Source organism: Plantibacter sp. H53, assembly GCF_001650455.1.
Taxonomy (GTDB): Bacteria; Actinomycetota; Actinomycetes; order Actinomycetales; family Microbacteriaceae; genus Plantibacter; species Plantibacter flavus_A.
In genome coordinates this window covers 26,595-49,969 of sequence record NZ_LWCT01000046.1, presented here as the reverse complement: position 1 = coordinate 49,969, position 23,375 = coordinate 26,595, and the positions used below count along the sequence as shown (strand labels likewise).

Sequence of the window (23,375 nt, the reverse complement as noted above, 5' to 3'; positions counted from 1 at the left end):
GCCGGAGGCCGGCACGATGATCCTCCTATCCTGACGGGATGCCCTCGCGACCGACCTCCACCGGCAGGCGGCTCCGCCCGCGTGTCGCCACCGCGGCGATGGCCGGCTCGACGCTGCTGCTCGTAGCCGTCGCCGTTGCCCGGCTCGGCCCCGACCTGCGTCCGGTCGTCATCGTGCTCGTATGGCTCGCCTGCATCACGCCGCCGCTCGTGCGCATCGACGTCGCGGAGCGGCGGCTCCCGAACCGTCTCGTGCTGCCGGCGCTCACCATCGCGGTGCCGCTCACGGCCATCGATGCCGCAGTGCGTCAGGTGGCCCCGCTCGAACCGCTCCTGATGGGGTCCGCGGTCGGCGCCGTCCTGTACGCATGCGCCCTCTTCGGCGGGCTGGGCATGGGGGACGTGAAGCTCGGCGCGCTGCTCGGCCTCGCTGTCGGCTGCTTCGGGACGTCCGCGGTCCTCCTCTTCGCGGTGGTGTCGGTCTTTTCGGCCGGCCTCGCGGGTGTGGTCGTCGTGCTTGTCGCGCGCTCACATGGTGGCTCCGCCGGTTGGCGCACCCGCATCCCGTTCGGTCCGTTCCTGCTCCTCGGCTGCTGGAGCGCGGTCGCCGCCACGGCGTGATCACACGGACGGAGACGGCCCCGGAACCGCGAGGGTTCCGGGGCCGTCTCCGTCCGGTCGTTCGACGAGCGGGTCGACTCAGCCGGGGTGCGTCATCGAGAGGACGTCGAGCGCCGTGTCGAGCTGCTCCTCCGTGATCTCGCCGCGTTCGACGAAGCCGAGGTCGACGACGGCCTCGCGGACGGTGAGGCCCTTGGCGACGGAGTGCTTGGCGATCTTCGCCGCCGACTCGTAGCCGATGATCTTGTTCAGCGGGGTGACGATCGACGGCGAGGAGCCGGCGAGTGCCGCAGCGCGGTCGAGGTTGGCCTCGAGGCCGTCGACGGTCTTGTCGGCGAGGACCCGGGTCGCGTTCGACAGGAGACGGATGCTCTCGAGGAGCGCCGTGCCCATGACCGGGATCGCGACGTTGAGTTCGAAGGAGCCAGAGGCGCCGGCCCAGGCGATGGTCGCGTCGTTGCCGACGACCCGTGCGCCGACCATCAGGACGGCCTCCGGGATCACGGGGTTCACCTTGCCGGGCATGATCGAGGATCCCGGCTGGAGGTCGGGGATGTGCAGCTCGCCGAGACCGGTGTTCGGGCCGGAGCCCATCCAGCGGAGGTCGTTGCAGATCTTGGTGAGGCTCACCGCGATGACGCGGAGGGCTCCCGAGGCGTCGACGAGTCCGTCGCGTGCGCCCTGGGCCTCGAAGTGGTCCTGGGCCTCGGTGATGGGCAGCTCGGTCTCCTGCGCGAGCAGCTCGATGACGAGCTGGGGGAAGCCCTTCGGCGTGTTGATGCCGGTGCCCGTCGCGGTTCCGCCGAGTGGGACCTCTGCGACCCGGGGGAGCGCCGTGCGCACTCGCTCGATGCCGAGACGCATCTGGCGCGCGTAGCCACCGAACTCCTGGCCGAGGGTGACCGGCGTGGCGTCCATGAGGTGCGTGCGGCCCGGCTTCACGGCGGTCTTCCACAGCTCGGCCTTGCGCTCCAGCGAGACGGCCAGGTGGTCGAGGGCCGGGATGAGGTCGTCGATGAGGGCGCTCGTGACCGCGATGTGCACCGAGGTCGGGAAGACGTCGTTGGAGGACTGCGAGGCGTTGACGTGGTCGTTGGGGTGCACCGGGCTGCCGAGGCGCGCGCTCGCGAGCGTCGCCAGAACCTCGTTCATGTTCATGTTCGACGAGGTGCCGCTGCCGGTCTGGTAGGTGTCGACCGGGAACTGCGCGTCGTGCGCGCCGGTGATGACCTCGTCGGCCGCTGCGGCGATCGCGTCGGCGACACCCTGGTCGAGGACGCCGAGCTTGGCGTTGGCGAGTGCCGCGGACTTCTTGATCCGGGCCAATGAGGCGATCTGCGCCGACTCGAGCCCGCTGCCCGAGATCGGGAAGTTCTCGACCGCCCGCTGCGTCTGCGCACCGTAGAGGGCGTTCGCGGGGACCCGCACCTCACCCATGGTGTCGTGTTCGATGCGGTACTCGGTTGCTGAGGTGTCTACCACGCTGTTCGTTCTCCTTCGTGCGATTGCGGTGGTGCTGCGCTCGACCGGTCGGTGAGCGGGGTGGAGGTCATTCGGGGACGGTGACGTCGCCGATCACGATGTCGGCGACGGCGGTGCCCTCGAGGAGCTTGTAGTTCGCGCCGATGATGGCGACCGTCCCGGCCGCCACGGCGTCGCTGATGAGCTCGGAGCGCGAGACGACCTCCATGACGGTGCGGCGGAGGTGGCGTCGTCCGACCTCGGAGGTGTCGACGGAGGCGGCGTCGATCGGTGCAGGGCCGGCGACAGCGCTCACGGCGGGGACGATCTGCTGGATCAGCTGGTCGATGTACGGGGGGAGCGGGGTGGCGTCCTCGATCTGCGAGTCGATGGCCGCGCGGACGGCGCCGCACTCGTCGTGCGCGAGCACCAGGATGAGCGGGACCTGCAGGACACCGACGGCGTACTCCAGGGTGCCGAGCACCGAGTCGGAGACGATCTGACCGGCGTTGCGGACGACGAAGAGGTCGCCGAGCCCTTTGTCGAAGATGATCTCGGCCGCGAGGCGGGAGTCGGAGCAGCCGAAGATGACCGCCTCCGGGGCCTGGGAGTGCGCGAGCGTGGCGCGGCGTTCGACGTCCTGGCGGGGGTGGGCGGGCTGACCGGCGACGAACCGCGCGTTACCGCGCTGCATCTCGCGCCAGACGGCACCGGGGCGCTTCTGGGTCATTCTGAGTCCGTTTCTGCAGGGGCGCCCGACGGGGCGTCGAGGTTGGCGGTGACCCCGGTGCGCACGGAACGTGCGACATCGAGGACGTACTCGGGCTTCGCCGTGCCGAACACGGCGATCGTGCTCCGACCGGCGACGGTCGACAGGGCGTACGCGACGTTGCCGTCGTCGGAGCCGCTGCCGTTCGCGTATTCGACCCACTCGACGCCGTCGATCGTGACGGTTCCGGTGGGGCGGGCTTCGTCGAGCTCGGTGAGGAGCCAGGTGTCGTTGGCGTCGACGCCTTGGACGAGGCCGACGAACTCGTCGTCGGGGGAGATGAGTCCGACGTTCCAGGAGCGGATGTCGGGTGTGCCGGCGACCGGTGACGCTGCGGTGCGGACGTCGGCGTAGTTGCTGCCCCAGTCGTCGCCGAGCTCGGGGGTGAGGAGCGGGACGGGGAGGTCGGGCTGCGCCTGGCCGGCGAGCTGCGCGTAGTCGACGGTCGGGCGCTCCGGGGCTTCACCTCGGGGCACGGCGAGCACGATCACGACCACGAGGCCGACCGTGGCCAGGAGCGACAGGACGAGGTTGTTGACGGTCTTGCGCGAGCGGTACAGGCGGGAGTTCTCCGCCTTGCGGTCGGCGGTCTCCTGCGGCGTCTCGGGACGGCCGAGCTCGGCAACGACGCGCGGCGGCTTGGTGTCCTTCACCGCGATGCGTCCGGAGTGCCGGATCCGAGCTGGGCGGCGCGTGCCGCGTCGAGCCGTGCCTTCGCGCCGATCAGCCACTCCTCGCAGCGCTGGGCGAGCTGTTCGCCGCGCTCCCAGAGGCGGAGGGAGTCCTCGAGCGACGCCGAGCCCTGCTCCAGCTCGGACACGACACGCACGAGCTCGTCGCGTGCCTGCTCATAGCTGAGCTCCTGGACATCGGAGGGGGTTGGCATGCTTCTATCCTATTCGTCGTCGGTCCGGGCGGCAGCCGTGGCCGGGCCGGTACTGGAGGCGCCGATCGCGCCGGAGGCGAGGGTGACCAGGAGCTCCGTCCCGGCGGGCGCGTCGCCCTCGGCACGGATGACCGCGCCACCCGGGACGCCGGCCTCCGGGTCCGCTCGTTGGACGATGGCGTAGCCGCGGTCGAGCGTGCGCTGCGGCGACAGGGCGCGGAGGTGTGCGCGGAGTTCCGTCACCTCGCGCTGGGAGCGCTCGACGGCGCGGTCGATGAGCTCGGCGCCCCTGGCGACCGTTCGGGTCAGCTCGTCCGCCCGCGAGTCGACGATCCAGGACGGGTCGGCGAGCGCGGGACGGGTGCGAAGCGTCGCGAGTCGGTCGATCTCGTGACCGAGCAACGAGGTCACCCGGGAGGACAACCGGACGCGGGCCTGCTGCACGCGAGCGAACTCCTCCGCGACGTCGGGGACGACCCGCTTGGCGGCATCGGTCGGTGTGGAGGCACGGAGGTCGGCGACGTCGTCGAGCAACGGGCGGTCCGCCTCGTGGCCGATGGCGCTCACGAGGGGTGTGGTGCAGGCGGCCGCGGCACGGACCACGCGTTCGTCGCTGAACCCGAGGAGGTTCTGGAAGTCGCCACCGCCGCGCGCGACGATGATGACGTCGACCTCGGGGTCGGCGTCGAGCGTCTGCAGAGCGCTCACGACGTCGCCGGGGGTGCGGTCGCCCTGGACGGCGGCGTGGACGACACGGAACCGGACCGAGGGCCAGCGCAGTTCCGCGTTGCGCAGGACGTCCTTCTCGGCGTCGGAGTCCTTGCCGGTGACCAGCCCGATGCACTGCGGGAGGAACGGGAGCGGCCGCTTGCGCGACGCGTCGAAGAGCCCCTCCTCGGCGAGCTGCCGACGGAGTCGCTCGAGTCGCTCGAGGAGGTCGCCGATGCCGACGTGCTTCATCGCCATGACCTGCATGGTGAGCGTGCCGCCCTTGAGCCAGTAGTTCGGCTTGACCAACGCGACCACGTGGTCGCCCTGTTTGAGGTCGGCGGGGATCTTCGCGCGGACGGACGACCAGATGGTGAACCCGACCGTCGCATCGATCTCGAGGTCTTTGAGCTTGCCGTAGACGTTGCCGCCCGAGGCGCCCCACTGCGTGATCTCGCCCTCGACCCAGACCGTGCCGAGGCGGTCGATGTAGTCGCGGAGCTTCGTGCCGAGGAGCGCGACCGGCCAGGGGGCTTCCATGGTGGCCGGTGCATCGCTCATCCCTCAAGCCTAGCCGCGAGCACCGACGGCGCGCCGGTCGCGGACCACCCGGTCGTTCACGGCCGACTCCCGAGCGCTGCCGCGTAGAATCCACACGTGACCGATCTCCGCGACGCCCCAGCCATCGGCCTCGGCATGCCGAGGCTCCGACGTATCGCCGGACGCCTCGCAGACCTCCCCGTCGCCGGGGAGAAGCGCGTCCTGCTGGCAGCCCCGCGCGGTTACTGCGCCGGCGTGGACCGCGCGGTCGTCGCCGTCGAGAAGGCGCTCGAGCACTACGGCGCGCCGGTGTACGTCCGGAAGCAGATCGTCCACAACGTGCACGTCGTCGATCAGCTCGAGGCCCAGGGCGCCGTGTTCGTGGAAGAGGTCGACGAGGTGCCGTCCGGCGCGCACATCGTCTTCAGTGCGCATGGCGTTTCGCCCGCCGTGGTCGATGCCGCCGCCGACCGCGGGCTGCTCGCGATCGACGCCACCTGCCCGCTCGTCACGAAGGTCCACCGCGAGGCCGTGCGCTTCGCCCGCGACGACTACGAGATCCTGCTCATCGGACACGAGGGGCACGAGGAGGTCGAGGGCACGGCCGGTGAAGCGCCCGACCACGTCACGCTCGTGACGAGCCCGGAAGCCGTCGACGACCTCGTCGTCGCCGACCCCGACAAGGTCGTGTGGCTCTCGCAGACCACGCTGTCGGTGGACGAGACCATGGAGACGGTCCGACGCCTGCGCGAGCGGTTCCCGAAGCTCCAGGATCCGCCGAGCGACGACATCTGCTACGCGACCCAGAACCGTCAGGTGGCCATCAAGAAAGTAGCCCAGGACGCCGACCTCGTGATCGTGGTCGGGTCGGCGAACTCCTCGAACTCGGTGCGCCTCGTGGAGGTCGCGCTCGAGTACGGCGCGAAGGCCGCCTACCGCGTCGACTACGCGAACGAGATCCAGCAGGCCTGGCTCGACGGCGTCGTCACCGTCGGTGTCACGAGCGGCGCCTCCGTGCCGGAGGTCCTCGTCGACGAGGTCCTCGAAGAGCTCTCCGGTGCCGGCTACGGCGCGGTGCAGGAAGTCAAGACGGCCGAGGAGGACCTCATGTTCTCCCTGCCGAAGGAGCTGCGCAAAGACCTTGCCGGCACGACCGATCCGCGCGCCCTGGGAGGGCGTCGACCATGAGCGAATCCCGCCCCCGTCCGCAGTTCGGTGAGTACGCGTCCCCCGAGGAGCAGCGTGCCCGGATCGCCGAGCCCATCGACGAGCAGCGGGCGGAGGAGCTCGGCATCGCGCCGGTCGTCCCCGTCGAACGGCAGCCACGGCAGCAGCAGGAGCCCACCCTCCGCGAGCAGACGCGCGAGCAGGCGCATGAGCCTGGGGTGATGCAGCCGGGCGCTCCGACCGTGGCCGCCAGACGACCCGTCGCCGGAGACCGGATCGCGACGTCGATCCTGCTCGGACTCGGCCTCGTCGGCCTGATCGTGACCATGCCGGGCCTGCTCGACCTCCCCGGCCTGATCCGCCCCGCACTCGTGCAGATGGGTGTCTCGGGGTACTCCTCGGACGGTCTCGCGAGCGCCATGGGCATCCTGGCGCTCGGTCTCCAGATCGCCCTGTGGGTGGGCGCCATCATCCTGTCGAGCCGGTCGCTCCGCGCGGGTCGACTGACCTTCTGGATCCCGCTCGTCGCCGGTGTCGCGGCGAACCTGGTCGTGGTGATCTGTCTCGCCGTGGCCATGGGCGCCGACCCGGCCTTCATGGAGTACGTCCGCTCGCAGCAGCCGTAGTCATCCACACACGAAGAACGGGCCCGGCAGCGATGCCGGGCCCGTTCTGTTCGTGCAGGTGACTAGGAGGTGCTGGTGCCGTACGAGCCGAGCTGCTTCGTCGACTCCACGACGCGAGCGGCCATCGCCGACTCGGCGACCTTGCCCCAGGCGCGGGGGTCGTAGAGCTTCTTGTTGCCGACCTCACCGTCGAGCTTCAGCACGCCCTCGTAGTTCGAGAGCATGTAGCCGGCGATCGAGCGGGTGAACGCGTACTGCGTGTCGGTGTCGATGTTCATCTTGACGACACCGTTCGCGACGGCCTCGGCGATCTCGGCGTCGGTGGAACCCGACCCGCCGTGGAACACGAGGTCGAGCGGCTTGGGGCCGTGGCCGTACTTGGCGGTGAGGCCGTCCTGGATGGTCTTCAGCAGCTCGGGCTGGAGCTTGACGTTACCGGGCTTGTAGACGCCGTGCACGTTGCCGAAGGTGAGGGCGGCCATGTAGCGACCCTGCTCGCCGAGGCCGAGCGCCTCGACGGTCGCGATGGCGTCGTCGAGGGTGGTGTACAGGTGCTCGTTGATGTCGTGGCTGACGCCGTCCTCTTCGCCGCCGACGACGCCGATCTCGACCTCGAGGATGGCGTTGATGGCCTTGGTGCGCTTCAGCATCTCGGTCGCGATCTCGAGGTTCTCCGTGAGCGGGACCGCCGAGCCGTCCCACATGTGGGACTGGAAGATCGGGTTGCGACCGGCCTTGACCTCTTCTTCGGAGGCGGCGATGAGCGGCATGACGAAGCCGTCGAGCGCGTCCTTCGGGCAGTGGTCGGTGTGGAGCGCGACGGTGACGGGGTAGTTCTTGGCGACCTCGGTGGCGAACTTCGCAAAGGCGATCGCGCCGGCGGCGCGGTTCTTCACGGTGTGGCCGGCGAAGTAGTCGGCGCCGCCCGTGGTGACCTGGATGATGCCGTCGGAACCGGCCTCGGTGAGGCCCTGGAGGACGGAGTTGATGGTCTGGCTGCTCGAGACGTTGAACGCCGGGTACGCGAACCCGTTCGACTTCGCCTTGTCGAGCATCGCTGCGTACTGTTCCGGGGTGGCGACGGGCATGTCTTCTCCTTGCGTGGGGACGATTCGCCTTGAAGTCTAGTGACTCGGGCTCCGAGGCATACGGCACGATGGGGACATGATCGAGCGCACTCCGGACACCGACCTCCTCGACGGCTTCCTCGACGCCACGCGGGCCGCCGCTGCCGCCGTCGCCGGTCTCGTGGGTGGCGGCGACGGCATGCGCATCGACGGGGTCGCCGTCGACGCGCTCCGCCGGGCGCTCGAATCGCTCCCGGTCGACGGGCGCGTCGTCGTGGGGGAGGGCGAGAAGGACCAGGCGCCCATGCTCTTCGTGGGCGAACGCTTCGGCACGGGTGCGGGGACGGCGATCGACCTCGCCGTCGACCCCGTGGACGGCACCAAGCTCGCGGCCGCCGGCAAGCCGGACTCCGTCGCCGTGATCGCCATCGCCCCGCGCGGTGCGATGTTCGACATCGGCCCGGCGTACTACCTCGAGAAGCTCGTCGCGGCCGGTGGGGGACGCGAGCTGTCGCTCGGCGATCCGATCGCGGTGACCCTCGACCGGCTCGCCGCGCGTGTGGGGCGGCCGGTCGAGCAGCTCCGGGTCGCGGTCCAGGACCGCCCCCGGAACGCGGCGACGGCCCAGGCCGTGACCGCCGCCGGTGCGGAGCTCGTGAGCTTCATGGACGGCGACGTCGCCCTGTCCCTGCGTGCCGCGGCCACCGACGGCGACCTCGATCTGCTCCTCGGCGTGGGCGGGGCCCCGGAGGGCATCCTCACGGCTGCCGCGGTCCGGGCCCTCGGTGGCTGGATGACGGCGCGCTTCGCACCGCAGTCGCCGGAGGAACGGGCGCGGCTTATCGAGGCAGGGACCGATCTCGACCGCGAGGTCCCACTCGACGAACTCTGCCGCGACGACGCCTGGCTGCTGCTCAGTGCTGTCACATCGACCGCGCTCGCCGCCGGAGCCGAACTCGCCGGAGTCCGGGTCGAAGGGGACGGCGGTGTCACGGTCGAGTCCGTCGTCGTCGGTCCCGGGAGCCCGCTGACGAGGTCACGGAAGCGCCTCGATCGAGACACGCCCACCGGCCTTCCCCGCCCGGTTCGATAGGCTGAAACCCTCATCCACCGAAGCGTCGTGTCCCACGAGGCGAGCGATCCATGGAGGATCCAGTGACCCAGCCTGAAACCGGCTCCCACTATCTGCAGCCCGACCGCAACCTCGCCATGGAGCTCGTGAGAGCGACGGAGGCCGCCGCGATCCGGGCGGCGCCGTTCATCGGGCGAGGCGACAAGAACGCCGCCGACGGTGCGGCGGTCGACGCCATGCGCGCCTTCCTCGGCACCGTCAACTTCGACGGCGTGGTCGTCATCGGCGAGGGCGAGAAGGACGAAGCGCCCATGCTCTTCAACGGCGAGCACGTCGGCAACGGCCGCGGCCCGTCCTGCGACATCGCGGTCGACCCGATCGACGGCACGAGCCTCACCGCCGCCGGCCGCCAGAACGCCCTCTCCGTCATCGCCGTGTCCGACCGTGGCAGCATGTTCGACCCGTCCGCGGTGTTCTACATGGACAAGATCGTCACCGGCGCCGACGGCATCGGTGTCGTCGACATCAGCCAGTCCATCGGCGACAACATCCGCGAGCTCGCGAAGGCCAAGGGCAAGCAGCCCGAGGACATCCGCGTCGCCGTCCTCGACCGACCGCGCCACGCGCAGCTCATCGAGGAGATCCGCGCGGCCGGTGCCGGGACGCGGCTGCTGCTCGACGGCGACGTCGCGGGTGGCATCAACGCCGCGCGCTACGACTCACGGATCGACATGTGCGTCGGCATCGGCGGCACGCCCGAGGGCATCATCACCGCGTGTGCGGTGAAGGCGCTCGGTGGCCTCATCCAGGGCAAGCTCATGCCGAAGGACGACGCCGAACGTGAGCGAGCGCTCGCGGCCGGTCACGACCTCGACCGTGTCCTCGGCGCGAACGACCTCGTCCGCGGCGACAACACGTACTTCGTCGCGACGGGCGTCACCCACGGTGAACTCGTCGACGGTGTGCAGCGCAAGGGTCCGATCATCCGCACCGAGAGCCTCGTGCTGCGGTCGCGTTCCGGCACCATCCGTCGTGTCGAGGCGGACCACCTCGCTGCGAAGTGGCTGTAGCCGCTCCTCCAGCAGCGCGAAGCGCCCGGTTCCACCTCACGGTGGTGCCGGGCGCTTCGTCGTGCGGCGTTCGTGCCGGTCAGTCCTGGAGCCGGTGCGCGAGCCGGGCCTCGAGCTCGCTCGGCTCGGCATCGGACGGCTCCGGCGAGGGCTGCGCCTCCGGTGCGGTGAGGCGCTTCGGTGAGGCGTCGCTCTGGCTCACCTGACCGATGACCGTCGCCTCGTCGAGGGCGTCGAGCTTGCGCGCCGTGACGAGCACGCGGGTCTCGAACGACGAGGCGAACTGGTTGTAGTTGGTGACCGTGCTCTCGATCGACCGGCGCAGGCGGTCGGCGTGGTCCGACAGCGTCGAGAGCCGCTGGTAGAGCTCCTTGCCGAGGTCGAACAGTCGCTTCGCGTCCTCGGTGAGGACGTCCTGCTGCCAGGTGAACGCGACCGTCTTGAGGACCGCCCACAGGTTGACGGGGGAGGCGAGGGCGACCCGTTTGCCGAAGGCGTAGTCGAGCAGGCTCGCGTCGGCCTCGAGCGCTGCGGCGAGGAGCGACTCGCTCGGGATGAAGCAGATGACGAACTCCGGGCTCGACTCGAGGCCGCGCCAGTACCCCTTCGCCGCGAGGGCGTCGACGTGCGACCGCACGGCTTTCACGTGCTGCGCGAGGAGGGCGGTGCGTCGCGCGGCCTCCTCGCCCGTCGCGGTGACGGGGATGGTGCTGGCTTCGAGGTACTGCGCGAACGGCACCTTCGCGTCGACCGCGATCGACTTGCCGCCGGGGAGCCGCACGACCATGTCGGGTCGGCCGACGCCGTTGTCGGAGGTGATGCTCGACTGCAGGTCGAAGTCGACGCGTTGCGTGAGGCCCGCGGCTTCCACGACGTTGCGGAGCTGGGTCTCACCCCAGACGCCGCGGGTCGCGTTGTTCCGGAGCGCCGAGGCGAGCGACTCCGTCGTGGACCGCAGGCGTTCCTCGGACTCCGAAGCCGTCTTCAGTTGTTGTGCGAGTTCGCCGTGCTGTCGGCTGCGCTGCTGCTCGAGTTCCGCGACCTTCGCGTGCATGTGTTCGAGGCTGTGCTGCACGGGCGCGAGTGCCTGCAGGACCTGGCTCTCCTCGTGTTCCTGGCGCGATCGTCGTTCGGCGTCGGCGCGGTGGCGTTCGGCGAGCTCGCGGTACTGCTCGCGCTGGGCGTTCAGCTCACGCCCGAGACCGTCGGCTGTGGCGTCGAGGGCGGCGAGTTCGGCGCGCAGTGCGGCGCGGAGTTCCGCCTCCTTCGCGGAGGCGTCGGCGAGGAGCTGCGCCTGCTGGCCACGGAGGTCGGCGAGCTGGGCGGTGTGCCTGGCCTCGAGCAGCGCGGGGTCGACCGAACCCGCGCCGGTGCGCCGCTGCAGCAGGAGGACCGCCACGGCTGCGCCGATGACGAGTCCGATGAGGAGGCCGATCCCGAGGGCGAGTGCGCTGTCCATGCCCTCAGTGTGTCGCGGGCCGCCGACATCGGTCGGAGGCCGCGCGGCGACCGCGGGCTCAGGCGGCGACGGCCGTCCCGATCCGGCCGATCTTCACGCTCGTGAGCTGCGCGAGTTCGGCGATCGAGGAGGCGCCGTGGCGGGCGGCCGCGTGGATGATGATGTGCGCGGAGGCCTCGGCGTCGCCGGTGGCGTCGTGGTGCTGGAAGTCGTCGAACCCGGCGGCGAGAGCGGCCACCGGGAGCCGGTAGGAGTCGAGCTGATACGTCTTGCGTGCGACGTTGAGACTGCACAGATAGCTGAGGTCGGGGCAGTCGAGGCCGGTGGCTGCGCAGCCACCGCGGATGACGCCCATGTCGAAGCCGGCGTTGTGTGCGACGAGCGCGTCACCCTGGGCGAAGTCGAGGAGCGTGTCGAGCTGGTCCGCCCAACCGGGCGCACCGAGGACGTCGGTCGCGACGATCCCGTGGATGCGCGTGTTCCACTCGAGGAACGCGTCGTGTCCGGCAGGGGGCTGGATGAGCCAGCCCGCGCGGTCGACGACGATGCCGTCTCGGACCCTGACGAGGCCCACGCTGCAGGCGGAGGCAGATGACGAGTTCGCGGTCTCGAAGTCGATGGCGGTGAAATCCAGTGGCACGTCCTCACCCTCGCACCAGCGTCCGACACCGCCCGGGTGGCACGCCGCACGCCGCTCGATCGACCGTGCCGATCCGTGCCCGGAGCGGAGGCGCGACCCACGGGGACGCGCGGCCAAGTACGATAGACCCTCGTGGCTCTTACTCTCGGCATCGTCGGCCTGCCCAACGTCGGCAAGTCCACCCTGTTCAACGCGCTCACGCGCAACAACGTGCTCGCCGCGAACTATCCGTTCGCGACGATCGAGCCGAACGTCGGCGTGGTCGAACTGCCCGACGCCCGGCTCGGCAAGCTCGCGGAGATCTTCGGCAGCGAGCGCATCCTGCCCGCCGCGGTGTCCTTCGTCGACATCGCCGGCATCGTCAAGGGCGCGAGCGAGGGGGAGGGGCTCGGCAACAAGTTCCTCGCGAACATCCGCGAGGCCGACGCCATCGCGCAGGTCGTGCGCGGCTTCGCCGACCCCGACGTCGTGCACGTCGACGGCGACGTGAACCCGGCCTCCGACATGGAGACGATCAACACCGAGCTCATCCTCGCCGACCTCGAGACGCTCGAGAAGGCCGTCACCCGGTTCGAGAAGGAGGTCAAGGGCAAGAAGCTCGACCCCTCCGTCCTCGCGGCGGCGAAGGAGGCGCAGGACGCGCTGAACGCCGGCACCCCGCTCTCGGCGACGAAGATCGACCTCGCGCCCATCAAGGAGCTCGGTCTCCTCACGGCCAAGCCGTTCATCTACGTCTTCAACGTCGACGAGGAGGTCCTCCAGGACCAGGCGAAGCTCGACGAGCTGGCCGCGCTCGTGGCGCCGGCGAAGGCCGTCTTCCTCGATGCGAAGCTCGAGTCGGAGCTCGTCGACCTCGACGAGGACGACGCCCGCGAGATGCTCGAGTCGACCGGCCAGACCGAGTCCGGCCTCGACCAGCTCGCACGCATCGGTTTCGCGACGCTCGGGCTGCAGACCTACCTCACGGCGGGCCCGAAGGAGTCGCGCGCGTGGACGATCCCGCAGGGTGCCAAGGCGCCCCAGGCGGCCGGCGTCATCCACACGGACTTCGAGAAGGGCTTCATCAAGGCCGAGGTCATCTCGTTCGACGACCTCGTCGAGACCGGCTCCGTCGCCGAGGCCCGTTCCAAGGGCAAGGCCCGCATGGAGGGCAAGGACTACGTCATGCAGGACGGCGACGTCGTGGAGTTCCGCTTCAACGTCTAGCTCGTCGAAAGCGCACGTTCCGTCGTCGACAGACGCTCCAGTCGACGGAATGAGCACTCTCGGTGGTGGTCACCGCTTCCGCCGCTGTTCCGCGATCCACGTGTGATCGGCGATCGCCGCTGAGACGGCTTTGCGATACTGCGGGCCGTCTGCGCTGCGGTACAGATCCCTGCTGAAGAACTTCGACTCAGCTCGATAGGGTGCGCTGTTGTGGACACGCGTCGCGAGATCCGACAGGACATCGTGGTCGCCCGCGAGGTAGGCGGCGAGCTCGGTGTCGTTCAGCCGGATGAGCGCGGAATCGTCGATGAGGGCGCTGTAGCTGTACCTCGCGTGGAGGTAGAGCGAACCCTCCTGCTCGACGAGGAACCACATTCCCGGTTCATGGTCGACGTAGCGCACCGTCACCACCACCGTCTGGCGCGAGGGACCAAGCCCGCGAGGGCGGCGACCCCGACGAGGGCGCTGACCGCCCCGAGGAAGCCCAGAGGGGTGTCGCGGAGCGGGCCGATGACGAGCAGGGCACCGAGGCCGAGCGCTGTCACGCCGAACCCGGTGCGCCAGCGTCTCCCGGCCTTCGCCGATGGGCGGCGGTCGGGCAGATCGGTGGGTCGCGGGCGCGCGCGGCGGCGTGCGCTCAGCGGCGGTCCGCCGTCGTCTGGCCCGTCGACGGCACGCCCGAACCCGTCGACCCACGGACCGCCACCGACCTCGGGGCAGCGGTCGTGGACGTTCGTATCGCGGGTCGAGGCATCCGCCGGGTGGGCCGGCATGGCTGCGGCGAGATCCACGTCGAACCTGACGGAGCCGTCCGGCAGGAGGGCGTCGTACCCGACGAACCGCAGCGGCCGTCGGCGCCATCTCGACGTGCCACGGAATGCCGTCGCGCGGACGGCGACGGGTCGATCGGGCGATTCGCGCATGGGTCGATGGTGACACATCGGTCACCGCGGTTCAGCTCCCTGATGGTTCCGAAGCCCCTGCCGTCAGCGAGGTGCTGCTCCGGCGGTACGCTCGATGAGGCGCCACCCGAACGGGCGCCTGGGGGAGGCACCGGGTGACGATCGATCTGGCGAGCATGCTGGTGGTGGCGGTGATCGTCTGCGCCGCGTGCGGGATCTTCTACGGACTCGACAGTGCGCGAACCCTCGCCGGGCGCCATCTGGCGGCCTGGATGTCCGGATTCGCCACCACCCTCCTCTCGGCGGTCAGCTATCTCGCCGCCACGCTCAACGGCGACTCGGTGTGGATCGTCGCCGTCGCCAACGCCGCCATGGTCGCTTCGATCGCCGCCCTGTGGGTCGGGTGCCGGCTGTTCAACGGTCGACGCAGCCTCGTGCTGCTCGGCACCCTCTTCGTCGGGGTGACGGCGACCTCCGCCGTCCTCGACCCCACCGACGACCCGGAGTGGGCCGGCACCATCGCCCGGCTCATCTCGCTCATCATGCTGTCGCTGCTCGTCGCGTACGAGGCACGGCGGGGGCGCATGCGGACGGCGCCGGCGTCGCTGGTGCTCGTCGTCGTCATGATCCTGCACGCCGTGTTCACCGCCGTGCGCCTCGCGGTCTACCTCGCGGCGGGTCCTCACTCGGAGATCTTCGAGCGGCTGTTCAGCACGCCCATCGTGACCTACATGAACCTCGTGTTCGTCGTCGCGGTCGCCGTCGGCCTCGTCCTCCTGCGTTCCTGGGAGCGCAAGCAGCGCCTCTCCTCGGAGCGGGTGGGCGTCCGCGCGGTGGGGCGCCGCGCGTTCATCGCCGAGGCGACCCGACTCCGCGACGGGCAACAGTCCGATCGTCGCCTCGCGATCCTCGTCGTGGCCATCGACGGCTACGGCGACCTCCGCCGCGCCTACGGGATGGCGACGGCGGGGGAGCTGGAGGCGCTGCTCGCCGCCGCGGTCTTCCGGGAGTTGCCGGCCGGGTCCGTCTGCACCCGCGTGTGGAGCGGGACGATCCTCGTGGCCACGTCGGTCGAACCGGGGCCGACCGGCCTCTCCGGTCTGCACGACCTCGCGGCACCGATCGCCGCCGGCTACCGGGAGGCCGTGACGCAACAGCTCGACGGTTTCGCCGGTGCTGCGAACCTCGGCGTCGTGGTGGATTCGGCCGCGCCGACCCCTGTCGAGACCCTCGTGTCGATCGCACGGACGGCCCGAGCCGACGCGGAGCGGCGAGGCGAATCGGTGCGGGTCGTCGAGTCCGCGTCGGAGACGCAGGACCGCTGACGGCGCGTACCGCTCAGCGACCCTGGCGCTTCTTGTACGGGAGCGGCTCGCCCTTGACCTTGGGCGCGCGACCCTTGCCCTTGTTCGCCTTGGCCTTACCACCCGGCGCGGGAGCCGACTTCGCTGCCGCTGCCGCAGAGGCGTCGAGTTGGCGACGCGCCTCGATGAGGAACGCGTAGCCGGCGTCCGTCAGCTGCGTGGACTCCACGTCACGGGCGAACAGTTCCGCTCCGACGCTCTCCTCGAGCTTCCGGACGTCGGCGACGACGGTGCTCCTCGGCACACCGAGCGCCTTGGCCGCCTTCGCGAAGTGGAGGGTCTCCGCGGAGGCGACGAAGGAGCGCAGCTGCTTGTGGTCCATGCCCTCAGCCTACGGTCACGGCGTCAGGCTGCCGACCAGTGTCGCGTCAGCCACCCAGCTGGTCGCGTCGACGACGTCGCACGATCACCGAGGCGACACCCGCGAGCAGGCCGAGGCCGAGCAGGGAGCCGGCCACGATCGCGAGCGTGGATCCCTGGAACCCGGTGTCGGGGAGCCTCGTGATGTCTCCGGCCGGAACCGCCGGCTGACCGGGGACCTGCGGAGTGCCCGGCGGGACGGCCTCCGTGATGACGATCGTCGATTCGATGGAGTCGTCGGGTGCGGTGCCGTTGCTCGCGGTGATGGTCACCGTGTAGGTCCCGGGCGTCGTCGGCGTACCGGTCACGCCACCGGTCACGCTGTCGAGGACGAGTCCCGGGGGCAGGCCACCCGAGGTGACGGTGTACGTCGCGTCGGGGCTGCCGGTCGAGGTGACCGTGCTGTCGTACGTCGTGCCGACGGTGCCGCCGGGGAGCGGAGCGGAGGTGATCTCCGGGCTCGTCGTGACCCCGGAGCCGCTGCCGTCGTCGCAGCCGGTCGGCCGGTTGATGACGGTGTTGATGAGCGTCACGGCGCCGGTGGACGCGAGGAGACGTCCTTCGACGACCGTGCCAGATCCCGTGGAGATGGACGTGTCGGCGAGGACCGTGCCGACGAAGGGAGCGCCGCCGTTCAGCGTGGCCGAGCTGCCGACGCGCCAGAACACGTTGCAGGCGCTCGCGCCGCCGGCGAGGATGATCGACGCACCGGTGGAGGTGTCCAGCCTGCTCGCCGCCTGGAAGACCCAGACCGACTCCGCCGTACCGGTGAGCGTCAGGTTCCCGGACAGGGAGATCACGCCGCCGGAGTAGACGCCTGGGGTGAGGTTCAGGCCGGTGAGGTCGCCGAGGCCCTGCGTGGTCGGGGTGAGACTGGAAGCGACACCCATCGCGGTGAGGAGATCGTTCTTGGCGAGGGCGGCCGGCTCGTTCGTCACGTTCTGAACGCCGTTGACGATGCCCGGCGGGAAGCCCGTCACGGAGCTCTCCGGGCTGAGCCCGAGGTCGCCGTTGATCGTGGTGGCGCCGGTGTTGGTGACGGCCGATGCGGCGAGGACGCCGTAGTCGGCTGCCGTGCCCAGGTTGATCGGGCCGTCGATCGTGGTCGCGGCGTTCGCCGGTCCGGCACCGATGGCCAGGAGCCCGACGGTGACGACTGCCGCTGCGGCGAAGAGCCGTGGGCGAGTGCGACCAAGTTGACGGCTTCGGTCGTGTGGAGAGAGTTCGAGGCGCATGAGGGCCCGTTCCGTGTGGGAGGGGCGCGAAGCCAACGAGAATGGCGACATCAACCGCAACTCTTCTCTGTGTACCACCTTCGGGGGTCGCTAGATCAGCTAGCGCTCCTGACGTAGCCAATCGTTATCTTGATGCGATACGCTACTCCGCCGACTCGTGGCGCGAAATGAACGTTCGGCGAGGCCTCCTCTGAATGAGACGATTGCTGCATGACTGCAACGCTCGTGGCCCAAGGCCTGGCCGGAGGACACGGCCATCGCACCCTGTTCGACGGCCTCGATCTGACGGTGGCGCCGGGCGACGTCATCGGCGTCGTCGGGATGAACGGAGCGGGGAAGTCGACGCTGCTGCAGCTCCTCGGCGGCTCGCTCGAACCGCAGGCCGGCACGATCACGCTGTCGCCCTCAGACGCCTTCGTGGGCGCGCTCCCGCAGGAACACGAGCGCGTCGTCGGCGAGAGCGTCGCCGCCTACATCGCCCGGCGCACCGGCTGTGCTGCGGCGACCGAGGCGATGGACGCGGCCGCCGCCGCGCTCGCCGAACCCCCGCAGGCAGGCACGGACCCCGCGGACGTCTATTCGGCCGCCCTCGACCGCTGGTTGGCGAGCGGGGCGGCCGACCTCGAGGAGCGGATCCCCGCGGTCCTCGCCGACCTCGGGCTGGACCTCGACGCGGATGTCACGACCACCATGATGACCTCACTGTCGGGCGGACAGGCCGCTCGCGTCGGACTGGCGGCGCTGCTGCTGTCGCGATTCGACATCGTCCTCCTCGACGAACCGACCAACGACCTCGACCTCGACGGTCTGGAGCGGCTCGAACGCTTCGTGCAGGGATTGCGCGGGGGTGTGGTGCTCGTCAGCCACGACCGCGAGTTCCTCGCCCGCTGCGTCACGCGCGTCCTCGAACTCGACCTCGCGCAGCAGAGCAACCGCGTCTTCGGGGGCGGATACGAGGCCTACCTCGAGGAGCGCGAGGTCGCCAGGCGGCACGCCCGCGACGCCTATGACGAGTTCGCCGACAAGAAGGCGGATCTCGTCGGTCGCGCCCGGGTGCAGCGGGAGTGGTCCAGCCAGGGCGTGCGGAACGCGATGAAGAAGGCGCCCGACAACGACAAGATCCGGCGGAAGGCCTCGGCGGAGTCCTCGGAGAAGCAGGCCCAGAAGGTCCGGCAGATGGAGAGCCGCATCGCCCGGCTGGACGAGGTGGAGGAGCCGCGCAAGGAGTGGCAGCTGCAGTTCACGATCGGCAGCGCACCGCGCTCGAGCACGGTCGTCGCGACGCTCTCCGAGGCCGTCGTCCGGCAGGGCGACTTCCAGCTCGGCCCCGTGTCCCTCCAGGTGAACGTGGGCGATCGCATCGGCATCACGGGGCCCAACGGTGCCGGCAAGTCCACCCTGCTCGCGACGCTCCTCGGTCGTCGCGAACCCGATGCGGGCAGCGCGAGCCTCGGCTCCAGTGTGCGGATCGGCGAGATCGACCAGGCCCGCTCACTGCTCGTCGGCTCGGAGCCGCTTGCCGACCGCTTCGAGGCGATCGTGCCCGACCTCAGTCCGGGAGAGGTCAGGACGCTGCTGGCGAAGTTCGGGCTGAAGGCCGACCACGTGAACCGACCCGTCGACGAGTTGTCGCCAGGGGAGCGCACCCGCGCCGGGCTCGCCGTGCTCCAGGCGACCGGGATCAACCTGCTGGTCTTGGACGAGCCGACGAACCATCTCGACCTCGCCGCCATCGAACAGCTCGAGGAGGCGCTCGAGAGCTACGACGGAACACTCCTCCTCGTCACCCATGACCGCCGCATGCTCGACACCGTCCGGATCGAACGGCGGTGGGTCGTCGAGGAAGGCGAGGTCACCGAGCGCTAGCGGCGATCGTCATCCGGGCCGTCGGTGGAGACCCTCGCCGGACATGAGCGAGGACCCCGCGGCGTTCGCCAGGCGGGGTCCTCGTCGTTCAGAGGGCGCGTCAGTCGCGCAGCTGCTCCTTGTAGTCGTTCTTCGCCTCGGTGGTGTCGCGCTCGGCCTCGGCCTTCTTCACGTCGGCCTCCGCCTGCTTCACCTTGGCGTCGGCCTTGGCCTCGTCCAGCTTGTCGCTGATGCGCTCCTTGGTGTCGTCGACGGCCTCGCCGATCTTCTTGCCCGTCGCCTCAGCAGCGTCCTTGGCGTTGTCCAGGAATCCCATCGTCAACTCCGTCTCTGATCCCGACTGTCGGTCACGGTTCCAGCCTCACGGACCGATGCCTGCGCGGCAACCACTTGTGTTCCGCTGCGTCGGCGGCTAGAGCGTGCGACGGCCCGTCAGGGGGCTGGGGCGCCACCGTCGGTCGGGGTCGCGTGCGGCAGCCAGTCCTTGAGGATGACCTCCTCCGGGTCGACCAGACGCTCCGTGTGGAGGTCGTACTCCGGGTCTCGCTCGGCGAGGAACCGGGTGACGGCGTCAGCGTCCTCATTGTCGTGTCGACGTCGTGCGCGGTCTGCCGCGTCCTGCTCGGTGCTCATGGATCCCACCGTAGCCCAGCCTCCGACGGTGGGCACCGTCAGACACCCGGCATCGGACACCCAGCACCGAGCGCGCGGCCGGATCCGTCCGGTCGGTCGTCGTGGGGTTCAGCGGAGACCCACGACGGCCTCCAGCGAGGCGACGACGGCGCTCGCCGTCCGGTGCAGATCGGCCGCGGTGACGGCGGCGGTCCAACTGAAGCGCACAGCGGTCTGCGCGACCTCCGGAGCGATGCCGATCGCGAGGAGGACCGGCGACGGCTCGTCGCTGCCGGCGGCGCACGCGGAGCCGCTCGATGAGACGACGCCGCGCCGTTCGAGTTCGAGGAGGACCGCCTCGCCCGAGGTCCCGGGGAACACGAACGACGCGATACCCGGCAGCCGTCGTTCGGGGTGGCCCGTCAACCGAGCGCGCGGGACCTCGTTCAGGACCCTCGCGATGAACTCGTCACGCAACCCACTGACACGGTCGACCGCTTCAACCCGATCACGCTCGGCGAGCTCCAGCGCCGTCGCGAGCCCGACGGCGGCGGCCACCTGTTCGGTCCCGCTCCGGCGCCCGCGTTCCTGCCCGCCGCCGTGGAGGAGTGGTTCCAGCGGCAGGGAGCCGCGCACGGCGAGCAGTCCGACGCCCTTCGGAGCGCCGAGCTTGTGGCCGGCGAGGCTCAGCGCGTCCACGCCGAGGCGGTCGAGTCCGAGGGGAAGCCACCCTGCCGCCTGCACGGCGTCGGTGTGGAACGGGACGCCTGCGGCGCGCGTGACGGCTCCGAGTGCCGACAGGTCCTGGACCGTGCCGATCTCGTTGTTGGCCGCCATCACCGAGACGAGCACCGTGTCCGGCCGGAGTGCCGCGGCGAGTTCTGCCGGGTCGACCAGGCCGGTCCCGTCCACCGGGAGCACGGTGGCCTCGACCCCGTGGAACCGCGTGAGGTATGCGACCGATTCCGCGACCGCCTCGTGCTCGATCGGCGAGGTGACGACATGGCGTCCGCGATCGAGGGCCGCCAGAGTGATGCCCTTGACCGCGAGGTTGTCCGCTTCGGTGCCACCCGAGGTGAACACCACGTCGCCAGGTCGGATGCCCAGCACGGTCGCGACGCGTCGCCGGGCGTCCCGCAACGCTCCGGCCGCCGCCTCGCCGACGGTGTGATGGCTCGACGGGTTGCCGAAGGTGCTCGTCAGGTACGGCCACATCGCCTCGAGCACCTCGGGGCGCACCGGCGTCGTCGCCGCGTTGTCGAGGTAGAGCATCTCAGTCGACCGAGACGTCGAGTCCGAGGTCGAGGGAGCGGACACTGTGCGTGAGGGCACCGGAGGAGATGACGTCCACACCGGTCTCCGCGATGGCCCGCACCGTCGACAGCGTCACGTTCCCGCTCGCCTCCACGATGGCGCGGCCGGCGATCAGCGCGACGCCCTCGCGGAGCTCGTCGACGGTGAAGTTGTCGAGCATGATCGTGTCGACGCCCGCCGCGAGTACCGCCTCGATCTGACCCAGGCGGTCGACCTCGACCTCGATGGTCGTCGTGTGCGGGAGCTCCTCGCGGGCCCGCAGCAGCGCCTCGGTGACCGTCAGCCCGCGCTCGAGGAGGACCGCCAGGTGGTTGTCCTTGACCATGACGGCGTCGGAGAGCGAATGGCGGTGGTTGTGTCCGCCGCCCGATCGCACCGCGTGGCGCTCGAAGACGCGCAGGCCCGGGGTCGTCTTCCGGGTGTCGACGATGCGGGCGCGGGTGTCCGACACGGCGTCGACGTAGGCCGCGGTGATGGTCGCGATGCCGCTCATCCGCTGCACGAAGTTCAGAGCGACGCGCTCGGCGGTCAGGACGGCACGCGCCGGACCCGACACCATGGCGATGGTGTCGCCCGCGGCGAACCGTTCGCCGTCGGCGACGAGGAACGCGACCGTGATGCGTGGGTCGGTCAGTCGGAACGCCGCCTCGAAGACGGCAGAGCCGCTGAAGACGCCCGCCTCTCGGGCGGCCAGGGAGGCCGAGGCCGTGGCGTCCTCCGGGATGAGGGTCGCCGCCGTGAGGTCACCCCACGGGGCGTCCTCGACGAGGGCCGCGGTGACGGTGGTGTCGATGAGGTGTGGGGTCAGCATGGTGCGAGCACGGTTCCGTTCACGGATGGGTGGGTGGTGGGCTGGGACGCGGCGGCCGAGGTGGCGAGGACGATCGCGATGGGCGACGCCTGATCGGGATCGACACCGGGATGGTCGTCCCTGGCGTGGGCACCGCGCGACTCGGTGCGGGCGAGGGCAGCGGCGACCACGGCCCGGGCGAGCAGCAGGAGGTTGCGGTCCTCGGCGGCCGCGACCGACCGCGGTGCGGTGACGACGTCGTCGAGTTCGGTCGACCACCGGTCCAGGGTCCGGCGCGCGAGCTCGAGACCACGCGCGTCACGGACCAGCCCGGCATCCCGCCACATCACGGCGTGGAGCGCCGATCGGCTGAAGGGCTCGACGGCATCCGCCGGGAGCCCGGGGTCGCCTTCGGCCGCGCGGGGATCCAGGACGACCCGCTGACCGCCGAGCCTCGGGCGACCGGCGATCGGACCCGGTGCCGCATCGATCGCCGCGACGGCGCGGGCCGCGAAGACGGCACCCTCGAGGAGCGAGTTGGAGGCCAGGCGGTTGGCCCCGTGGACGCCCGTGCGTGCGACCTCGCCCACGGCGAGGAGCCCGGGCAGGGTGGTCCGGCCGTCGAGGTCCGTGGCGATGCCGCCCATCCAATAATGTGCGGCCGGGGCGACGGCGACCGGTGTGCGCGACCAGTCCACACCGGAGGCTCTGAGGTGCTCGTCGATCCCCGGGAACCGCGCGGCGAGGCGGTCCGCACCGAGCGCGGTCGCGTCGAGTGTCACCGGGGCACCGCCCTGCGCGGCCATGGCTCGGGCGATCCCGCGGGCGACCACGTCGCGTGGTGCGAGCTCGGCGTCGGGGTGGAGCGCCCGCATGAAGCGTGCTCCGCTCGCGTCACGGAGGACGGCCCCATCGCCCCGGACGGCCTCGGAGACGAGGAAGCTTCCGGGTGCGGCGAGGGCGGTCGGGTGGAACTGGACGAATTCCACGTCGGCCAGCGCCGCTCCGGCACGGAGTGCTGCAGCGGCGCCGTCACCCGTCGCCACCGCCGGGTTCGTCGTGAACGGGTAGAGCTGTCCGACACCGCCGGTGGCGAGGATCACCTGGTCGGCGTCGACGGCGAACGCACCGCGCTCGGAGGACCGGAGGTGTGCACCGGTGACCGTCCCTGCCGTGACCACCAGGTCGACGAGGACGGTGTGCTCCAGCACGGTGACCCGCCGGGTTGCGAGCGTCTCGACGAGCGCCGTCTCGATCGCCGCGCCGGTCGCATCGCCGCCGGCGTGCAGCACCCGGGGGTAGGAGTGGGCCGCTTCGAGGCCCTTCGCGAAGGCGTCGCCGTCGCGGTCGAACGCCACACCGAAGGCGATGAGCTCGCGGATCCGTTCGGGCCCCTCGGTGCAGAGCACCCGGACGGCCTCCTCGTCGCACAGCCCCGCTCCGGCCAGCAGCGTGTCCCGGACGTGGTCCTCGACGCGGTCGTCGTCGAACATGACCCCGGCGATCCCGCCCTGCGCGTAGCGCGTGTTGCTCTGGCCGAGGACGTCCTTGGTGACGACCACCACGTCGTGCCGTTCGCTCGCGCGGATCGCGGCCACGAGACCGGCGATCCCGCTCCCGACCACGAGCACCGTCGCCATG

At 70.6% G+C, this 23,375-nt stretch carries 25 protein-coding genes; 8 read left to right on the top strand and 17 right to left on the bottom strand.

Going from position 1 to position 23,375, the window contains the following annotated elements; all coding sequences use genetic code 11:
• Positions 1 to 38: 38 nt before the first annotated feature.
• The gene (locus A4X17_RS14845; RefSeq protein ID WP_064296444.1) at positions 39 to 620 is read left to right on the top strand and encodes an A24 family peptidase; all 582 of its coding nucleotides are present in this window, start codon (positions 39 to 41) and stop codon (positions 618 to 620) included.
• Positions 621 to 698: 78 nt separating this feature from the next.
• Here the strand turns inward: A4X17_RS14845 and A4X17_RS14840 are convergent, their stop codons facing one another.
• The 5 genes from A4X17_RS14840 to xseA all read right to left on the bottom strand — a co-directional run bounded on the left by A4X17_RS14840 (position 699) and on the right by xseA (position 5,005).
• Positions 699 to 2,102 carry an aspartate ammonia-lyase gene (locus A4X17_RS14840; RefSeq protein ID WP_079002052.1) on the bottom strand — a complete coding sequence of 468 codons (1,404 nt, stop codon included), beginning with the start codon at positions 2,100 to 2,102 and terminating at the stop codon, positions 699 to 701.
• Positions 2,103 to 2,169: 67 nt separating this feature from the next.
• On the bottom strand, positions 2,170 to 2,811 hold the full coding sequence (locus A4X17_RS14835) for a carbonic anhydrase (RefSeq protein WP_064296442.1): 642 nt from the start codon (positions 2,809 to 2,811) through the stop codon (positions 2,170 to 2,172).
• The gene (locus A4X17_RS14830; RefSeq protein WP_197479100.1) at positions 2,808 to 3,503 is read right to left on the bottom strand and encodes a DUF4245 domain-containing protein; all 696 of its coding nucleotides are present in this window, start codon (positions 3,501 to 3,503) and stop codon (positions 2,808 to 2,810) included. The genes A4X17_RS14835 and A4X17_RS14830 overlap by 4 nt, the downstream gene beginning before the upstream one ends.
• The gene (locus A4X17_RS14825; RefSeq protein ID WP_064296575.1) at positions 3,500 to 3,736 is read right to left on the bottom strand and encodes an exodeoxyribonuclease VII small subunit; all 237 of its coding nucleotides are present in this window, start codon (positions 3,734 to 3,736) and stop codon (positions 3,500 to 3,502) included. The genes A4X17_RS14830 and A4X17_RS14825 overlap by 4 nt, the downstream gene beginning before the upstream one ends.
• A gap of 9 nt (positions 3,737 to 3,745) precedes the next feature.
• Entirely contained in the window at positions 3,746 to 5,005 is a 1,260-nt protein-coding gene (gene xseA / locus A4X17_RS14820) for an exodeoxyribonuclease VII large subunit (RefSeq protein WP_064296441.1), read from the bottom strand.
• Positions 5,006 to 5,140: 135 nt separating this feature from the next.
• Here xseA and A4X17_RS14815 point away from each other — a divergent pair, with 135 nt between their 5' ends.
• On the top strand, positions 5,141 to 6,172 hold the full coding sequence (locus tag A4X17_RS14815; RefSeq protein WP_064296574.1) for a 4-hydroxy-3-methylbut-2-enyl diphosphate reductase: 1,032 nt from the start codon (positions 5,141 to 5,143) through the stop codon (positions 6,170 to 6,172).
• Entirely contained in the window at positions 6,169 to 6,777 is a 609-nt protein-coding gene (locus A4X17_RS14810) for a DUF6264 family protein (protein WP_064296440.1), read from the top strand. Before A4X17_RS14815 ends, A4X17_RS14810 begins: the two co-directional genes overlap by 4 nt.
• Positions 6,778 to 6,839: 62 nt before the next feature.
• Here A4X17_RS14810 and fbaA read toward each other — a convergent pair whose 3' ends face one another.
• Positions 6,840 to 7,865 carry a class II fructose-bisphosphate aldolase gene (gene fbaA, locus A4X17_RS14805; RefSeq protein WP_064296439.1) on the bottom strand — a complete coding sequence of 342 codons (1,026 nt, stop codon included), beginning with the start codon at positions 7,863 to 7,865 and terminating at the stop codon, positions 6,840 to 6,842.
• Positions 7,866 to 7,941: 76 nt separating this feature from the next.
• On the opposite strand from fbaA, the gene A4X17_RS14800 reads away from it, so the two are divergent.
• Together A4X17_RS14800 and glpX are read left to right on the top strand one after the other, a co-directional pair.
• Entirely contained in the window at positions 7,942 to 8,937 is a 996-nt protein-coding gene (locus A4X17_RS14800) for a fructose-bisphosphatase class II (RefSeq protein ID WP_064296438.1), read from the top strand.
• A gap of 50 nt (positions 8,938 to 8,987) precedes the next feature.
• Positions 8,988 to 9,986, top strand: a complete 999-nt coding sequence (gene glpX, locus A4X17_RS14795) for a class II fructose-bisphosphatase (RefSeq protein WP_064296437.1) — start codon at positions 8,988 to 8,990, stop codon at positions 9,984 to 9,986.
• Positions 9,987 to 10,065: 79 nt separating this feature from the next.
• On the opposite strand, the gene rmuC is transcribed toward glpX, so the two are convergent.
• Entirely contained in the window at positions 10,066 to 11,445 is a 1,380-nt protein-coding gene (gene rmuC / locus A4X17_RS14790; protein ID WP_082916203.1) for a DNA recombination protein RmuC, read from the bottom strand.
• Positions 11,446 to 11,503: 58 nt separating this feature from the next.
• On the bottom strand, positions 11,504 to 12,085 hold the full coding sequence (locus tag A4X17_RS14785) for an exonuclease domain-containing protein (RefSeq protein WP_064296572.1): 582 nt from the start codon (positions 12,083 to 12,085) through the stop codon (positions 11,504 to 11,506).
• A 132-nt stretch (positions 12,086 to 12,217) separates the two neighbouring features.
• Between A4X17_RS14785 and ychF the strand changes: the two genes are divergently transcribed.
• Positions 12,218 to 13,291, top strand: coding sequence for a redox-regulated ATPase YchF (gene ychF / locus A4X17_RS14780; protein WP_064296436.1), 1,074 nt, complete (start codon positions 12,218 to 12,220; stop codon positions 13,289 to 13,291).
• 69 nt (positions 13,292 to 13,360) lie between these two features.
• Here ychF and A4X17_RS14775 read toward each other — a convergent pair whose 3' ends face one another.
• Both A4X17_RS14775 and A4X17_RS14770 read right to left on the bottom strand, forming a co-directional pair.
• The gene (locus tag A4X17_RS14775) at positions 13,361 to 13,699 is read right to left on the bottom strand and encodes a hypothetical protein (protein WP_157583558.1); all 339 of its coding nucleotides are present in this window, start codon (positions 13,697 to 13,699) and stop codon (positions 13,361 to 13,363) included.
• Complete coding sequence (locus A4X17_RS14770) at positions 13,696 to 14,214, bottom strand: hypothetical protein (RefSeq protein WP_064296434.1); 519 nt, start codon at positions 14,212 to 14,214, stop codon at positions 13,696 to 13,698. The genes A4X17_RS14775 and A4X17_RS14770 overlap by 4 nt, the downstream gene beginning before the upstream one ends.
• Before the next feature lie 134 nt (positions 14,215 to 14,348).
• Between A4X17_RS14770 and A4X17_RS14765 the strand changes: the two genes are divergently transcribed.
• Positions 14,349 to 15,518 (top strand): hypothetical protein, encoded by a 1,170-nt coding sequence (locus A4X17_RS14765; protein WP_064296433.1) that lies wholly within the window; start codon positions 14,349 to 14,351, stop codon positions 15,516 to 15,518.
• Between the two features lie 13 nt (positions 15,519 to 15,531).
• Here A4X17_RS14765 and A4X17_RS14760 read toward each other — a convergent pair whose 3' ends face one another.
• The gene (locus A4X17_RS14760; protein ID WP_064296432.1) at positions 15,532 to 15,879 is read right to left on the bottom strand and encodes a LysR family transcriptional regulator; all 348 of its coding nucleotides are present in this window, start codon (positions 15,877 to 15,879) and stop codon (positions 15,532 to 15,534) included.
• Positions 15,880 to 15,925: 46 nt separating this feature from the next.
• Positions 15,926 to 17,152, bottom strand: coding sequence for an ice-binding family protein (locus A4X17_RS14755; protein WP_197479099.1), 1,227 nt, complete (start codon positions 17,150 to 17,152; stop codon positions 15,926 to 15,928).
• Between the two features lie 210 nt (positions 17,153 to 17,362).
• On the opposite strand from A4X17_RS14755, the gene A4X17_RS14750 reads away from it, so the two are divergent.
• Positions 17,363 to 19,018, top strand: a complete 1,656-nt coding sequence (locus tag A4X17_RS14750; protein WP_064296431.1) for an ABC-F family ATP-binding cassette domain-containing protein — start codon at positions 17,363 to 17,365, stop codon at positions 19,016 to 19,018.
• A 100-nt stretch (positions 19,019 to 19,118) separates the two neighbouring features.
• On the opposite strand, the gene A4X17_RS14745 is transcribed toward A4X17_RS14750, so the two are convergent.
• From A4X17_RS14745 to nadB, 5 genes are all read right to left on the bottom strand, one after another.
• Entirely contained in the window at positions 19,119 to 19,334 is a 216-nt protein-coding gene (locus A4X17_RS14745; RefSeq protein WP_064296430.1) for a hypothetical protein, read from the bottom strand.
• Between the two features lie 116 nt (positions 19,335 to 19,450).
• Positions 19,451 to 19,651 carry a hypothetical protein gene (locus tag A4X17_RS14740; protein ID WP_064296429.1) on the bottom strand — a complete coding sequence of 67 codons (201 nt, stop codon included), beginning with the start codon at positions 19,649 to 19,651 and terminating at the stop codon, positions 19,451 to 19,453.
• A 108-nt stretch (positions 19,652 to 19,759) separates the two neighbouring features.
• Positions 19,760 to 20,902 (bottom strand): cysteine desulfurase family protein, encoded by a 1,143-nt coding sequence (locus A4X17_RS14735; protein ID WP_064296428.1) that lies wholly within the window; start codon positions 20,900 to 20,902, stop codon positions 19,760 to 19,762.
• Between the two features lies 1 nt (position 20,903).
• Positions 20,904 to 21,755 carry a carboxylating nicotinate-nucleotide diphosphorylase gene (nadC, locus tag A4X17_RS14730; protein ID WP_064296427.1) on the bottom strand — a complete coding sequence of 284 codons (852 nt, stop codon included), beginning with the start codon at positions 21,753 to 21,755 and terminating at the stop codon, positions 20,904 to 20,906.
• A complete protein-coding gene (gene nadB / locus A4X17_RS14725) occupies positions 21,749 to 23,374 on the bottom strand; it encodes an L-aspartate oxidase (protein WP_064296426.1) in 1,626 nt (541 codons plus the stop codon). Before nadB ends, nadC begins: the two co-directional genes overlap by 7 nt.
• Position 23,375: the final 1 nt, after the last annotated feature.